The following is a 13,700-nucleotide window of genomic DNA, read 5'->3' as shown; positions in this document are numbered from 1 at the left end:
AACCACCCGCGGTTAATAAGTACTCACGGGCGCGTCAGCGCACCACGGAGAGCGACACGCGGCTGGGGTACCGCTCCCCCGTGTGCACGGTCTGGTGGGCGACCACGAATTCCGAGGATTCGTAGGCAGATTCGCCGGTGTTCAGGTTGCGGTCCCAGCGGGGATGGTTGCTGGACGTCACGTGGACCCGGATCCGCTCGCCGGGCTGGAAGGTGACGGCCGTGGACCACAGGTCGATCGCGTACTCGTACACCTCCCCGGGCACGAGCGGGCTCGGTTCGGCGGACGTGTACGTCCCGGGCGTCCGGTAGGAGTCGCGGTAGCGGGCCCGCACCATGCCGTCGGTGAGCGTGATCGACGTGCCGTCCGCGGTCACCCGGCACAGTCGCACGACGAAATCGGTGTCGACCGCACTGGACGACGCGAACAGTGTCGCGGACACCCGGCCGATCACCGTCAACGGCTCGGTGAGTGCCTCACCGGTGAACACGAGGACGTCGTCGCGGGATTCGACGCGGCTCTGTTCCAGTGCGCCGGGCGCGAACGTTCCCGGCATCATCGTCGCCCCACCGACCGTCGGCACCGGATCCGCCGGGTCGTAGTCGTAGTCGACGCACCCGTCGGTCCGCTCCGCTTCCGCGACGAGGGTTCCGCCGGGAGCCAGGAAGAATTCGGCGGTGCGCGCGGGTTCCGGGAAGCGGTCGTACGTCCGCCACCGGTTCTCGCCCATCACGAAGATCCGGACCCGGGGCATGGCGGGTTCCTCGTCGCCGAGCACCGACGCGTACCACTGCGCGTGAACCGACGACAGGTCCTGCCCCGAGTCGAGCACCGCCTGGTTCGCGGGACTGCCGAACACCACCGAGCCACCGAGCCCGGAGAAGTTGGTGTGACTCCACGGGCCCACGATCAGGTACGGCGCGGGGGCCGCACCGGAATCACCGTGCGCCAGTTGGCCGAAGTACTGGTCGAGGGTGCTGTTCACGAAGATGTCGTACCACCCCCCGATGTGCAGCGAGGGGAGGTCGACGGCCCGGTCGCTCGCGCTGTCCCACAGGTCGCGGGTGGGGTGATCGATCGGGAATCCCAGCGATTCGACGATCGGCGACGCGAAGAACGCCGGGGCGTCCACGGCCATGTCGCGGACGGGCAGGATGTCCAAGAACGTGTCCTCGGACATCGCCCGGTCGATCCGCGCCCACGACGCCCACTCACGTTCCGCGCGGACGGGATCGGTCCGGGACAGTTTCGCGATCTCGGCCGGTCCGGCCGAGTAGTGCCCCCACCCGAGCCGGGCACCGAATTCCACCGCGCCGCCGCGCACGAGTCCACCGGACCGCGCGTTGCCGCCTGCGGAGATGCCCGGGGCGATGCCGCGCAGGGCCGGCGGCTTCTCCTGGGCTGCACGCCACTGGGTTTCGGCGAAGTACGACCGCCCCCACATGCCCACGGCGCCGGTCGAATACGGCAGTTCGGCGGCCCACTGCACCGTGTCGTAACCGTCCGGACCTTCGTTCTCGGACGGCACGAACTCGCCGTCCGAGCCGAATCTGCCGCGGACGTCCTGCATGATGACGACGAATCCGGTGGCCGCGACGGTAGCGGGGTTGAGGTAGCCCGAGTTCACGGACAGGTCGCGGCCGTACGGGGTGCGGGTGAGCAGAACCGGGAAGCGTCCGGATCCGTTCGGGCGGTACACGGTCGAGCGCAGAACCACCCCGTCCCGCATCGTCGCCTCGACGTCGTTCTCGATCAGTACATCGTGTTTCACAGGTTCGGTCACTTTCGACGGGAGTGCGGTCATTTGCCGAGGTCGGTGGTGCTGGTCCGGTAGGTTTCCCGGACCGTGAGCGTGGTGAGCGCGCTGACCAGGCAGCAGCACGCGGTGAACACGGCCACCGGAATCCAGCCGTTCGGTCCGGGCCGGACGAGCGCCGCGGCGATGGTGGGGGCGAATCCGGTGGCCACCAACGCCAGCTGCCCGGAGATCGCCATGCCCGAATACCGGATGCGCGTCTCGAACATCTCGGCGTACAGCGCGGGACCGACGGCGTTGACGAGCGAGTAGCCGGCCACCATCACGACGCACGCGGTGATCAGGATCAGGGCCGTCGAACGCTGGCTGACCGCCCAGAAGAATCCGGAGATGGCGACGGCGCAGACGAGATTGCCGGTGATGAAGATCGGCTTGCGTCCGATCCGGTCGGCGAGGATCCCCGCGGCGGGCTGGGCCACGAGCGCGAGTGCGGCGGTGAGCACGGTCGCGCCGACCATGACGGTCCGGGACACACCGGCCTCGTGGGTGCCCCACGACAGGGCGAAGGCGCTGAAGATGGTGGAGACCACCGCGAACAGGCCGCAACCCACGACCCGCAGCACGCTCGGCCAGTGGTCGCGGAAGATCACCTTCGCCGGCATTTCCTTGGGTTCGTCGGTCGACACGGCCTCCTCGAACACCTCGCTCTCGGGCAGCATCCGGCGGATGACGAGCCCGGCGAGTGCGACGAAGATGCTGAGCAGGAACGGGATACGCCATCCCCAGCTGAGGAAGGCGTCCTCGGGCAGTCCGGAGAACACGAGGACGACCAGCGATGCCAGCAGCATTCCCGCGGCGGCACCGGTGTTCACCCAGCTCGCCGCAAGCGCCCGGCGATCGGCGGGTGCGTGTTCGAGCGCCAGGGACGCGGCTCCCGCCGACTCGCCCGCCGCCGACGCACCTTGGACGGCCCGGAGCAGCACCAGCAGGATCGGCGCCGCGACGCCGATCGCTCCGTACGTCGGCAGGCAGCCGATGAGCGACGTGGCCACGCCCATCATCACGAGCGTCACCACCAGCATCCGCTTACGGCCGAGGGTGTCCCCGAAGTGGCCGAAGACGAGGGCTGCGAGAGGCCGGACGACGTACCCGATCCCGATGGTCGCCATCGACACGATGGTCCCCCAGAATGAACCGAGATCTGGGAAGAACAGGGTGTTGAACGCGAGCGCGGAGAAGGAGGCGTAGATGAAGAAGTCGTAGTACTCGAGTGTGCTGCCCACGAAGGAGGCCAGGGCTGCCCGGCGCGCGTGGGGCGACCGGACGCTCGTGTCGGCGCGTATGTCGCGGCCGTCGAATGTGGAAGTCATGTGGTTCCTACCTGAATGTGAAGGGCATCCGGGAGTTCGGAGAGGCCTCGAGGCGGGTGCGGCACCGGGGATCGGAGTTGTCCAGGTCACATCCGCTGCCGCCGAGGGAGACTCTGCCAAAGAAACCGATCACCGTCCAAGAGCAGTATCGGCACCGATTGATAAGCGATCGTTATTGCTCGTCGGGGGCGGCGTCCGACGACGGCAGCACGTCGGCGGCGAGGTCGAGAACCGTCTGCACGACGGGCGATACGGGACGGTCCGACCAGGCCAGCGCGGCCCGGACTTCGTATCGGCCGGCGTCGAGGGGAACGAGCACCACCCGATTGGGATACGTCTGGACGTCACCCGGCACGAGCGCCACACCGACCCCGGCCGCGACGAGGGCGGTCAGCACGATGCCGTCGGTGGTCTCCTGCACGATGTTCGGCGTGAACCCGACATCCCGGCACGCGGCGAGCAGATCGCGGCGGAGCGTGGATCCGGTGGCGGCGGGATTCGCGACGAAGGTTTCGTCGCGCAGTTCGGCGAGGTCGATCGACTCCCGTGCGGCGAGTGGGTGATCGCTCGGGAGCAGCGCACTGAGGTACTCCACCGAGATCTGCCGCGTGAGCACATGGGGGTGGGACACCGCGTCCGAGACGATCCCGAGGTCGAGTTGCCCCTCCCAGATTTCGTCGAGGATCTGCCCACTGACCGTCGCCCCCTCGAGGACGAGATCGATCAGCGGGTACCGACGGCGCACCGACCGTGCCAGAGAAGACAATTCGGTCTGCCCGTAGGCGCCGCTGAACCCGACCCGGACGCGACCCTCGACCGCCGGATCCGCGATCACCGCGGCATCGACGGCGCGGTCGATTCCGGCGAGCGCGTCCTTGCACGGCTGCAGGAAGCGCTCCCCCGCCGCGGTGAGCCGGACCGATCGCGTGGTGCGGTCGAACAGTTTCACGCCGAGGCGCTTCTCGAGTTGCTGCACTTGCTGACTCACGGCCGGTTGCGCGATGTGCAGCACCTCGGCCGCCCGGCCGTAGTTGAGTTCCTCGGCGACCGCGACGAACGACTTCATCCAGCGGATCTCCACGGCCGGTCAGTCCACCACGAACACCGTGAGACGCACCTCGCCGGGGAGGCGTTCGCCGGTGCCGACGAGGATCCGCGAGCGCAGCCACGACCACCGGCCCTCGGCGGCGGTGAGCCGTGGGGTGCAGCGGAAGTAGATGCGCTCGGGCGGCACGGCCTCGCCGTCGACCAGTCGGGCGATGTCTTCGGCGGTACCCGAGCGCAGCCCGAAGTTGGTGACGTAGATACGGTCGCCGTCGTCGGTCTCGATGGCGTACTTGGCCTCGAGTTCGGTGAGCGTGGACGAGCTGAGCAGCTGGAAGTCCGCCCCGACCGGCAGCACGGTGCCCCGCAGCTCGGGGCCCTCGACCCGGCCACCGAGGATGGGGATGATGCGACGTGTTCCCTCGGGCGTGGATCCGATCTCCACCGGCTCGGCAACCTCCACGACGAACGTGGCGAGGAACGACATCCCGGGCGGGGCCGGGGCGAGGAGCTCGGTCATCGCGCCCTACTCGACGAAGGCGGGAAAGGCGATGCTCTGCAACGTGTCCCGCATCTGGTTCACCACCGTGTCGGGGATGCCCTCGAAGTAGCGTCCGTGGGCCGCGTCGACACGTGCCTTGGCGTCGTCGCGGAGCCGGCGTCCCTCGTCGGTGGCCGCGATCAGTTTGTTGCGGCGATCCGAGGGGTCGAGGGTGCGCACGACGAGTCCGCGTTCCTCGAGTTCGTCGACCAGGCCCACGATCTGACTGGGGTCGAGACCCATGGTGGCGGCCACCCCGCGCTGGTTGACGCCCTCGGCCTGCTCACACGCGAGGACCAGGACCGAGTAGGAACGCACCCGCAGCCCGGTGGGAACGAGGGCCTTGTTGACCGCGCCCAGCACCATTCCGCCGACGCGCGAGAGCAGGAACCCGATGTCGTCCGATAACGCCTGCGACTCTGCCATGCGACGACCCCCTTCTGACGATTGTCGGTAGAGTAGCAGATCTTAATCATTGACATTCTCAATCATCAATGATTACGTGTGATCCAGCGAACACGACCTTAGGAGAATCACGACATGGACCTCAGCAACAAAGTCGCCGTAGTCACCGGCAGCGGACAGGGCCTCGGACTGGCCTACGCCAAGGACCTGGTGCGGCACGGCGCCGCGGTCGTGATCAACGACGTCAACCAGGCCACCGCCGACGCCGCCGTCGCCGAGATCACCGCCGCGGGCGGCCGGGCCGTCGCCGTCGTCGCCCCGGTCGGCAGCACCGAAACCGCCCAGAAGCTGGTCGCCGGCGCGGTCGACGCATTCGGACGCCTCGACGTCATGGTCACCAATGCCGGCATCCTTCGCGACAAGGTGCTGTGGAAGATGACCGACGACGACTTCGACGCCGTCATCAATGTGCACCTGCGCGGCACGTTCACCTGCGTCCGCGAAGCCGTCCTGAAGTTCCGCGAGCAGGGCGACGGTGGTCGCATCATCTGCATCGGGTCCCCCGCCGGCCAGCGCGGCAACTTTGGGCAGACCAACTACTCGGGCGCCAAGTCCGGCATCGTCGGCATGGTCCGCACCTGGGCGATGGAACTACAGCGCGCGGGCATCACCGCCAACGCCGTCTGCCCCGTCGCCGCGACCGCGATGACCGAGACCGTCCCGTTCCTCGCCCCCTACATCGAGGGCATGAAGAACGGCGAGCCGCTCCCCGACATCATCCGCCGCGAGGTGGGCCTGGGCACCCCCGAGGACGCCGCAGGCATCATCTCGTTCCTCGCGTCCGACGCGGCAGCCGAGATCACCGGCCAGGCCTTCGCCGTCGGTGGCGACCGCCTCGCGCTGTGGTCGCACCCCGACCTGACCGCGGTCGAGTACCACGACGGTGGCTGGTCGGCCGACGACATCGCTGCCCAGTGGGCCGGCACGTTCGGCGACGCCGTCCAGTCCGTCGGCGAGGAGTTCCCCGAGGAGCTGATGGCGAAATGAGCCGCTACGAATACGGCATCGACTTCGACAAGATCGACGCCATCGACATCCACACCCACGTCGAGATCGACGGCTGCGGGCACCGGTCCCTCGACGACGAACTGATGGCCGCCTCGGAGAAGTACTTCAAGTCCGGCGAGGAACGCACCCCGTCCATCGACGCGATCGCCGACCACTACCGCTCCCGCAACATGGCCGCGGTCGTGTTCACCGTCGACGCGGCCTCGGCCAGCGGACACGCCGCCAACTCGGTCGAGGAGATCGCCGAGGGCGCGGCCCGCCACAACGACGTCCTGATCCCGTTCGGATCCGTCGACCCCTGGCAGGGCAAGGCCGCCGTGCGGCGCGTGCACCGGCTCGTCGACGAATACGGTGTGAAGGGGTTCAAGTTCCACCCCAGCATGCAGGGATTCGAACCCAACGACCGGCAGTTCTACCCGCTCTACGAGGCCATCACCGAGGCCGGGGTCCCCGCCCTGTTCCACACCGGTCAGACCGGGATCGGCGCCGGGCTGCCCGGCGGCCACGGCATCAAACTGCGCTACTCCGACCCGATGCTGCTCGACGACGTCGCCGCCGACTTCCCCGACCTCACCGTGATCATGGCCCACCCGTCGGTGCCGTGGGTCGACTCGCAGATCTCCATCGCCACCCACAAGGCCAACGTCTTCATCGACCTGTCCGGGTGGTCACCGAAGTACTTCCCGCCGCAGCTGGTCAAGGCCGCCAACAGCATGCTCCGCGGCAAGGTGCTGTTCGGCTCCGACTTCCCCGTCATCCAGGTCGACCGCTGGATGAAGGACTTCGAGAACCTCGACATCAAACCCGAGGTCACGCCCCTGATCTTCAAGCAGAACGCGCTGCGCGTTCTCGGCATCAAGCACTGACCCGGCCCCACCGAACCACCAGGAGACTTAGCGTGACCACCGCAACCACCACCCGCGTCGCCACCCTGGCCGACCTCGCCGCGCTCGAGGGCCAGTCGCTGGGCACCAGCTCGTGGATCGACATCCCCCAGCAGCGGATCAACACGTTCGCCGACGCCACCGACGATCACCAGTGGATTCACGTCGACCCCGAGCGCGCCACGGCGGAGAGCCCGTTCGGCGGGCCCATCGCCCACGGCTACCTCACGTTGTCGCTGATCATCCCCATGTGGGACGAGGTACTGACCGTCGACAGCGTCACCATGGCCGTCAATTACGGTCTCAACAAGGTCCGATTCACCAACCCCGTGCCCGCGGAAGGACGCGTCCGCCTCAACGCGACGCTGCAGTCCGTCGAGGAACTGCCCAAGGGCGGCGTCCAGGTGACCGTCGCCGGACAGATCGAACTCGAGGGCAGCGAGCGTCCCGCGGTAGTCGTCGAGGCCGTGTACCGCTTCTTCGAGTGACCCACCCGTGAGTACTTGTCAACCGCCCGCGGTTGACAAGTACTCACAGGCGTTACTCGGGAGCCTGATCGTCGGGCTCGAGCTGTTCCGCCTGCTTCCGCTCGGACGCGTTTCCCGCGATTCCCTTCGCCTCACGCTCGGCCACCAGCCGGTCTTCCATGTCGTCGACGAGGTCTGCGATCCGCTGGTGCTCGGGGAGGTGCTGATCGTGTCGATCCGAATTCGCCTTCATCACGCTCCTTCCGCTGTGTGCGAACGTGCCGCAAATCCTGCGACTTCCGGACGCACAATTCGAACTGTACGCCGCGGGCCCGGCCGAAGCGGGCATTCGCGGCGGCACGAACTGGACGCCCGTCTTTCACGCTCTTCTCGCCGTCGGCGAAAGCTGTTGCCGAACACCGCCTTACGAGCGCTCAGTACTCCAATGTCGCACTGCGCAACCTCATTTCGCCTTCGATGCGGGCCCTCCACCGCTGCCGGCAGGCGATGAATTCGATGCACAATCGACACCGTCTTGCGAGTACCTGCAGCCGGCACCTCGTACTCTGGACCGGGTACCACCCGAAGGAGGACCGATATGCCAGCAGTCACCACACCTCACGTCTATGTTCATCGTGCCGGCGATCGGCTGAAAACCAAGATTTCCTGGTTGGATTCGAAACATTCGTTCTCCTTCGGCCAGCACTACGACCCCGACAACACGCACCACGGGCTGCTCCTCGTGAACAACGACGACACCGTGCTCCCCGGTCAGGGATTCGACACGCATCCGCACAAGGACATGGAGATCGTCACGTGGGTGCTGCGCGGCTCGCTCGTGCATCAGGATTCGATCGGCCACTCCGGCATCATCTATCCCGGCCTTGCGCAACGCATGAGCGCAGGCAAGGGCATCATGCATTCAGAAAAGAACGACAGCTGGCGCCTCGAGGGTGACCAGCACCACGAGCCGGTGCATTTCGTCCAGATGTGGGTGGTACCCGACGAAGCCGGCCTCACTCCGAGTTACGAACAACTCGAGATCGAGGACGAGATCCTCGAGGGCGGGCTGGTGCCTGTTGCGTCCGGAATGCCGGAATACAAGGACAATTCGGCGATCCGGATCAACAACAAGCACGCGGCCCTTCATGTCGCGCGACTCTTCCCCGGCGCACCGGTGACACTTCCCGAGGCGCCGTTCCTCCACGTCTTCGTCGCCCGGGGCACCGCCGAGATGGAGGGCGTCGGCACCCTGTACGAGGGCGACGCCGTCCGGCTGAGCGCCTCCGGTGGCCAGCAGGTCTCCTCGCACTCCGGCGCCGAGGTCCTCGTCTGGGAGATGCACGCCCGCCTCGGCGGCTGAGTTTCCGGCAAGTTCACAGCCGGACGGCACGCTGCGTGCAGGTTCGTGCGCCACGACGACGAGCGCCGAGCTCGCACTGCGGCTGCAGGACCTCACGAACGACGGCACCTACCTGCGCGGCGCCCAGACCACGGACGCGTACGGCATCGCCCAGTTCACCACGGTCTTCCCCGGCTGGTACATCAGCCGGACCACCTACATCCACCTCGAGGTGCACATCGACAAGAAGGCGTTGCTCACCACCCAGCTGTTCTTCGACGAGGCCCTGCTCGACGACGTGTACGCGACCGCGCCGTACTCCGACCACACCGGACGCGAGAACAACGTGAACAACTCCACCGACAGCATCTACGACGACGCCGGCCTGCTGACCGTCGCCGAGCAGTTTGTTTCGCCCTGAGCGCAGTGGTGGACCTCCCGGCGCGGAACGGTGTAAGGATGGAACGCATGACCACGGCTCAGCGCTCCGGCATCGACCTCACTCACCTCGACAACGACACCCGCGCCCAGGACGACCTGTTCGTCCACGTGAACGGCAAGTGGATCGACGACTACGAGATTCCCGCGGACCGGGCGATCGACGGCGCGTTCCGCACGCTGTACGACAAGGCCGAGGTCGACGTCCAGACCATCATCGAGGAGGCGGCGGACTCCGGCGCGGCGCCGGGGACCGACGCGCAGCGCATCGGCGACCTGTACGGCAGCTTCATGGACGCGGACGTGGTCGAGGCCGCGGGGCTCGCACCGATCGCCGGTGAGCTCGCCGACGTGGCCTCGGCCGCCGACCTCTCGGCGCTCGCCGCCGTCATCGGCCGCCAGCAGCGCACCGGGGTCGGCGGTGCCGTCGGTCACTACGTCGACACGGACGCGAAGAACTCCGAGCGCTACCTCGTCCACTTCAGTCAGTCGGGCATCGGCCTGCCCGACGAGTCGTACTACCGCCAGGACGACTACGCGGAGATCCGCGCGGCGTACGTGAAGCACATCGCGAAGATGTTCGCCCTCGCCGGCGTCGGCTACGACGCGCAGCGCGTGTTCGACCTGGAAACCAAGATCGCGGCCGGTCATTGGGACGTCGTGAAGCGTCGAGACGCCGAGCTGAGCTACAACCTGCTCACCCTCGACCAGCTGCCCGCCGGATTGGACTGGTCGGCGTGGATCGGCGCACTCGGCGGCACGTCCGAGCAGTTCGCCGAGATCGTGGTCCGCCAGCCCGACTTCCTCACCACCCTGACCGAGCTGTGGACGTCCGAGGACCTCGAAGACTGGAAGGCGTGGGCGACGTGGAACGTCATCCGCTCCCGCGCCCCGTACCTCACGCAGGCCCTGGTCGACGAGAACTTCGCGTTCTACGGGAAGACGCTGACCGGCGCCGAGGAGATCCGTGAGCGCTGGAAGCGCGGCGTGTCCCTGGTGCAGGATCTGCTGGGCGAGGCCGTCGGCAAGCTCTACGTCGAACGCCACTTCCCGGCCGACGCGAAGGCCCGCATGCAGGAACTGGTCGCCAACCTGCAGGAGGCGTACCGGCGCAACATCTCCGACCTGGACTGGATGAGCCCCGAAACGCGGCAGGCGGCGCTGCGCAAGCTGGAGAAGTTCACGCCCAAGATCGGCTACCCCGACAAGTGGCGCGACTACTCGGCCGTCACCATCTCCCGCGACGACCTGGTCGGCAACTACCGCAGCGGCTACGCGGCGGAGTACGACCGCGACCTCGCGAAGCTCGGTGGCCCCGTCGACCGCGACGAGTGGTTCATGACACCCCAGACGGTCAACGCCTACTACAACCCGGGCATGAACGAAATCGTCTTTCCCGCAGCCATTCTGCAGCCGCCGTTTTTCGACGCCGCAGCCGACGACGCCGCCAACTACGGCGGAATCGGTGCCGTCATCGGTCACGAGATCGGCCACGGCTTCGACGATCAGGGCGCCAAGTACGACGGCGACGGCAACATGGTCGACTGGTGGACCGACGACGACCGGACCGAGTTCGGCAAGCGCACGAAGGCGCTGATCGAGCAGTACAACGAGTTCGAGCCGAAGGCGCTGCCCGGCCACACCGTGAACGGTGAGTTCACCATCGGTGAGAACATCGGCGACCTCGGTGGCCTGTCCATCGCCATCGCGGCGTACCGGATCGCCGCGGAAGGGGCCGAGCCCGAGGTTCTCGACGGCCTCACCGGTCTCCAGCGGGTGTTCTTCGGCTGGGCGCAGGTGTGGCGCACCAAGGCCCGGGACGCCGAGGCGCTCCGCCGGCTGGCCGTCGACCCGCACTCGCCGCCGGAGTTCCGCTGCAACGGCGTGGTCCGCAACCTCGACACGTTCCACGACGCGTTCGACGTCCAGCCGGGTGACGCCCTGTATCTGGATCCGCAGGAGCGCGTCAAGATCTGGTAGCGACTACCGCAGACGGTCACCCGTCGCCGCGGAGAAGAAGTACACCTCGCCGGGTTTCGGCTGCAGGTGCACCCTCTCCCCCGCGGCGACGGTGCGCGTGCGGTCCACCCGCACCACCACCTTCCCGGATGTGCCGGACGCGTACACGAAGGACTCCGCCCCGAGTTCCTCGAGCTGGTCGGTTTCGACCGTGTACGAGTCCTTGCGCCACGACCCCACCAGTGTCCACGACTCCGGGCGCACCCCGACGATCACGGAACCGTCCCCGATCGCCGAGCGCGGCACGGGAATACGCAGGTCGCCCAGTTCGGCGACGCCGTCGCGGATCGGGGTGTCCATGAGGTTCATCCCGGGTGAGCCGATGAACCCGGCGACGAACGTGTTGACCGGGTTGTCGTAGAGATCGCGGGGCCGGGCGACCTGCTGGAGGCGCCCGCCCTGCATCACCGCAACCCGGTCACCCATCGTCATGGCCTCCACCTGGTCGTGGGTGACGTACACGGTGGTCGTACCGAGCCTGCGCTGCAGGCCCGCGATCTGCGAGCGGGTGCTCACCCGCAGCTTGGCGTCGAGGTTGCTCAGCGGTTCGTCCATGCAGAACACCTTCGGGTGCCGCACGATCGCCCGGCCCATCGCGACCCGTTGACGTTGCCCGCCGGACAGTTTCGCCGGTTTGCGATCCAGCAGCGGTTCGAGTTCGAGGATCCGCGCCGCTTCCAGCACCCGGGCGGTGCGTTCCACCTTCCCGACGCCGGCGTTGCGGAGCGCGAAACCCATGTTGTCGGCGACGGTCATGTTCGGGTAGAGCGCGTAACTCTGGAACACCATGGCCACGTCCCGCGCCCGGGGTGGCAGCGCGGTGACGTCGGTGCCGCCGATCTCGATGCGGCCCGCCTCGACGGCTTCGAGGCCGGCCAGCATCCGCAGGCTGGTCGACTTACCGCACCCGGACGGACCCACCAGGACGAGGAACTCGCCGTCCGCGATGTCGAGGTCCAGCCGATCGACCGCGGGTCGATCGGCTCCGGAATAGCGGTGGGTGACGCCTGCGAACTGCACGTGGGCCATGGATGTTCCTTCTCCTCCTACTGGGGCAGCTTGGGTGTGATCTGGCGGTCGATGATCTGCTGGAGTTGCGTCCCGACGCCGGCGAACGTCGTCGCCACGTCCGCGTTCTGCAGCGCGATCTGTTCGAGTCCGGTGCCGATGATCTGGTCGCCGCCGGGCACGAACACACGGGCGTAGTCCTGCGACCGGGTCTTCGCGAGCTGGTCGACGGCGGTGCGCGCGTTGGGGTTCGCGTCGAGGTACGCCTTCATGCCCGGGTCCTCGACAGCGGACTTGCGGACGGGCATGTACCCGACGTTCTGGGAGAAGTACGCGGTGTTCTCACCGTTCGTCACGAAGTCGATGAACGTCAGCGCGTTCTTCTTGCGCTCGTCGGAGATCCGCGCCGGAATCGCGAGGCCCGCGCCGCCGGTCGGGCAGCCCGGGGCGCCCGACGCGGGGAGGAACGCGGTGCCGAAGTCGAACGCGGCCGACTTGGTGATTCCCGACAGGTCACCGGTCGAGGCGATGGTCGACGCGAGGATGCCCGCACCGAACTCGTTGGCGATGTCGCTCGACACCGCCGCGTACTTCTTCGTGTGGATCATGTCCTTCAGGAACGTCCCCGCGGCGAGCGTTGTCTCGTCGCCGAACTTCAGGTCCCACTGGTCCGAGTACGCCCCGCCGAACGTCCAGACCGGTCCCTCGAACGTCCAGCCCAGGTAGTTCTTGGCGTCACCCCAGCCGTGGGCCAGCTTGCCGCCGCCCATCACCCGCTGCAGTTCGGGACCCCACTCGTCGAACTCCTGCCAGGTGGCGGGCCCGCGATCGGGCAGGCCGGCCTGCGCCCACACCTGCTTGTTGTAGTAGAACAGCGGCGTCGACCGCGCATACGGGAGGGCGTAGTGCGTGCCCTCGAACAGGTAGTCGGCGAGCAGCGAGTCGACGTAGTCGGAGGAGTCGACGCCGACCGTGCCGAACAGTCCGTCGAGCGGTTCGATGGCACCGGTCAGCGCGTAGTTGAACCACCAGACGTCCGATAGGACCACGACGTCGGGCAGTTCGCCGCCCGACAGGGCCGCGTTGAACTTCTGCGACACCTCCTCGTAGTTCTTTCCGCCGTCGACGAGGTTCACGGTGAGGTCGGGGTGTTTCGCCTGGAACCGGTTGATCAGTTCACGTTCGACGTCCTGCGATTTGCCGGGGTGGTTGGACCAGAACGTGATGGTGTTCGCGTCGCCGGCCGCACCGGACGCCGCCGACGAGCCCGACCCCGACCCGGCGCAGGCCGTCAGCGCGGCACCGGCGGCCACCGCGCCGGCCAGCCCGAGGAATCCTCGACGGTTCATCCGATTCAT

The 13,700-nt window shown here is 67.5% G+C and carries 13 protein-coding genes and 1 pseudogene; 6 read left to right on the top strand and 8 right to left on the bottom strand.

Annotation, left to right across the window (positions count from 1 at the left end):
• Window positions 1-34 precede the first annotated feature (34 nt).
• The 5 genes from QM806_RS06130 to couR all read right to left on the bottom strand — a co-directional run bounded on the left by QM806_RS06130 (window position 35) and on the right by couR (window position 5,137).
• Window positions 35-1,804 carry a CocE/NonD family hydrolase gene (locus QM806_RS06130; protein ID WP_210460753.1) on the bottom strand — a complete coding sequence of 590 codons (1,770 nt, stop codon included), beginning with the start codon at window positions 1,802-1,804 and terminating at the stop codon, window positions 35-37.
• Window positions 1,801-3,126, bottom strand: coding sequence for an MFS transporter (locus tag QM806_RS06125; RefSeq protein WP_120659624.1), 1,326 nt, complete (start codon window positions 3,124-3,126; stop codon window positions 1,801-1,803). The genes QM806_RS06130 and QM806_RS06125 overlap by 4 nt, the downstream gene beginning before the upstream one ends.
• Window positions 3,127-3,298: 172 nt before the next feature.
• Window positions 3,299-4,207, bottom strand: a complete 909-nt coding sequence (locus QM806_RS06120; protein WP_005571413.1) for a LysR family transcriptional regulator — start codon at window positions 4,205-4,207, stop codon at window positions 3,299-3,301.
• Between the two features lie 6 nt (window positions 4,208-4,213).
• Complete coding sequence (locus QM806_RS06115; protein WP_005571411.1) at window positions 4,214-4,690, bottom strand: DUF3237 domain-containing protein; 477 nt, start codon at window positions 4,688-4,690, stop codon at window positions 4,214-4,216.
• Between the two features lie 6 nt (window positions 4,691-4,696).
• Window positions 4,697-5,137: a MarR family transcriptional repressor CouR gene (gene couR / locus QM806_RS06110; RefSeq protein ID WP_005263606.1), complete on the bottom strand. Its 441-nt coding sequence runs from the start codon at window positions 5,135-5,137 to the stop codon at window positions 4,697-4,699.
• Between the two features lie 114 nt (window positions 5,138-5,251).
• Between couR and couN the strand changes: the two genes are divergently transcribed.
• Genes couN through couM form a run of 3 tightly spaced genes read left to right on the top strand, consistent with a single transcriptional unit; the run spans window position 5,252 to window position 7,556 of the window.
• Window positions 5,252-6,163 carry a 4-hydroxyphenyl-beta-hydroxyacyl-CoA dehydrogenase gene (couN, locus tag QM806_RS06105; RefSeq protein ID WP_247252528.1) on the top strand — a complete coding sequence of 304 codons (912 nt, stop codon included), beginning with the start codon at window positions 5,252-5,254 and terminating at the stop codon, window positions 6,161-6,163.
• Window positions 6,160-7,050, top strand: coding sequence for a 4-hydroxyphenyl-beta-ketoacyl-CoA hydrolase (couO, locus tag QM806_RS06100; RefSeq protein WP_005566783.1), 891 nt, complete (start codon window positions 6,160-6,162; stop codon window positions 7,048-7,050). Before couN ends, couO begins: the two co-directional genes overlap by 4 nt.
• Window positions 7,051-7,082: 32 nt before the next feature.
• Entirely contained in the window at window positions 7,083-7,556 is a 474-nt protein-coding gene (gene couM / locus QM806_RS06095; RefSeq protein ID WP_005243848.1) for a p-hydroxycinnamoyl-CoA hydratase, read from the top strand.
• A gap of 52 nt (window positions 7,557-7,608) precedes the next feature.
• On the opposite strand, the gene QM806_RS06090 is transcribed toward couM, so the two are convergent.
• Complete coding sequence (locus QM806_RS06090; RefSeq protein WP_005253084.1) at window positions 7,609-7,788, bottom strand: hypothetical protein; 180 nt, start codon at window positions 7,786-7,788, stop codon at window positions 7,609-7,611.
• A gap of 345 nt (window positions 7,789-8,133) precedes the next feature.
• On the opposite strand from QM806_RS06090, the gene QM806_RS06085 reads away from it, so the two are divergent.
• The 3 genes and pseudogenes from QM806_RS06085 (at window position 8,134) to QM806_RS06075 (ending at window position 11,295) form a co-directional block, all read left to right on the top strand.
• Window positions 8,134-8,898, top strand: a complete 765-nt coding sequence (locus QM806_RS06085; RefSeq protein WP_054248839.1) for a pirin family protein — start codon at window positions 8,134-8,136, stop codon at window positions 8,896-8,898.
• A 94-nt stretch (window positions 8,899-8,992) separates the two neighbouring features.
• Window positions 8,993-9,298, top strand: a pseudogene (locus QM806_RS06080) (peptidase associated/transthyretin-like domain-containing protein); the annotation flags it as partial.
• Between the two features lie 47 nt (window positions 9,299-9,345).
• Complete coding sequence (locus QM806_RS06075; protein WP_283290744.1) at window positions 9,346-11,295, top strand: M13 family metallopeptidase; 1,950 nt, start codon at window positions 9,346-9,348, stop codon at window positions 11,293-11,295.
• Window positions 11,296-11,298: 3 nt separating this feature from the next.
• Here QM806_RS06075 and QM806_RS06070 read toward each other — a convergent pair whose 3' ends face one another.
• Window positions 11,299-12,363 (bottom strand): ABC transporter ATP-binding protein, encoded by a 1,065-nt coding sequence (locus QM806_RS06070; protein WP_283290742.1) that lies wholly within the window; start codon window positions 12,361-12,363, stop codon window positions 11,299-11,301.
• A gap of 17 nt (window positions 12,364-12,380) precedes the next feature.
• Window positions 12,381-13,700: an ABC transporter substrate-binding protein gene (locus QM806_RS06065; protein WP_005566793.1), complete on the bottom strand. Its 1,320-nt coding sequence runs from the start codon at window positions 13,698-13,700 to the stop codon at window positions 12,381-12,383.

Source organism: Rhodococcus sp. IEGM 1351 (genome assembly GCF_030056875.1).
Taxonomy (GTDB): Bacteria; Actinomycetota; Actinomycetes; order Mycobacteriales; family Mycobacteriaceae; genus Rhodococcus_F; species Rhodococcus_F opacus.
Note: the sequence above shows the minus strand (reverse complement) of the source record. Positions and strands in the feature narration are given on the sequence as shown.

What these genes read in the sequence shown, in the direction of transcription:
- QM806_RS06130 (WP_210460753.1), bottom strand. Translation starts at nt 1,804, where the DNA reads ATGACCGCACTCCCGTCGAAAGTGACCGAACCTGTGAAACACGATGTA.
- QM806_RS06125 (WP_120659624.1), bottom strand. Translation starts at nt 3,126, where the DNA reads ATGACTTCCACATTCGACGGCCGCGACATACGCGCCGACACGAGCGTC.
- QM806_RS06115 (WP_005571411.1), bottom strand. Translation starts at nt 4,690, where the DNA reads ATGACCGAGCTCCTCGCCCCGGCCCCGCCCGGGATGTCGTTCCTCGCC.
- couR (WP_005263606.1), bottom strand. Translation starts at nt 5,137, where the DNA reads ATGGCAGAGTCGCAGGCGTTATCGGACGACATCGGGTTCCTGCTCTCG.
- couN (WP_247252528.1), top strand. Translation starts at nt 5,252, where the DNA reads ATGGACCTCAGCAACAAAGTCGCCGTAGTCACCGGCAGCGGACAGGGC.
- couO (WP_005566783.1), top strand. Translation starts at nt 6,160, where the DNA reads ATGAGCCGCTACGAATACGGCATCGACTTCGACAAGATCGACGCCATC.
- QM806_RS06090 (WP_005253084.1), bottom strand. Translation starts at nt 7,788, where the DNA reads ATGAAGGCGAATTCGGATCGACACGATCAGCACCTCCCCGAGCACCAG.
- QM806_RS06085 (WP_054248839.1), top strand. Translation starts at nt 8,134, where the DNA reads ATGCCAGCAGTCACCACACCTCACGTCTATGTTCATCGTGCCGGCGAT.
- QM806_RS06075 (WP_283290744.1), top strand. Translation starts at nt 9,346, where the DNA reads ATGACCACGGCTCAGCGCTCCGGCATCGACCTCACTCACCTCGACAAC.
- QM806_RS06070 (WP_283290742.1), bottom strand. Translation starts at nt 12,363, where the DNA reads ATGGCCCACGTGCAGTTCGCAGGCGTCACCCACCGCTATTCCGGAGCC.
- QM806_RS06065 (WP_005566793.1), bottom strand. Translation starts at nt 13,700, where the DNA reads ATGAATCGGATGAACCGTCGAGGATTCCTCGGGCTGGCCGGCGCGGTG.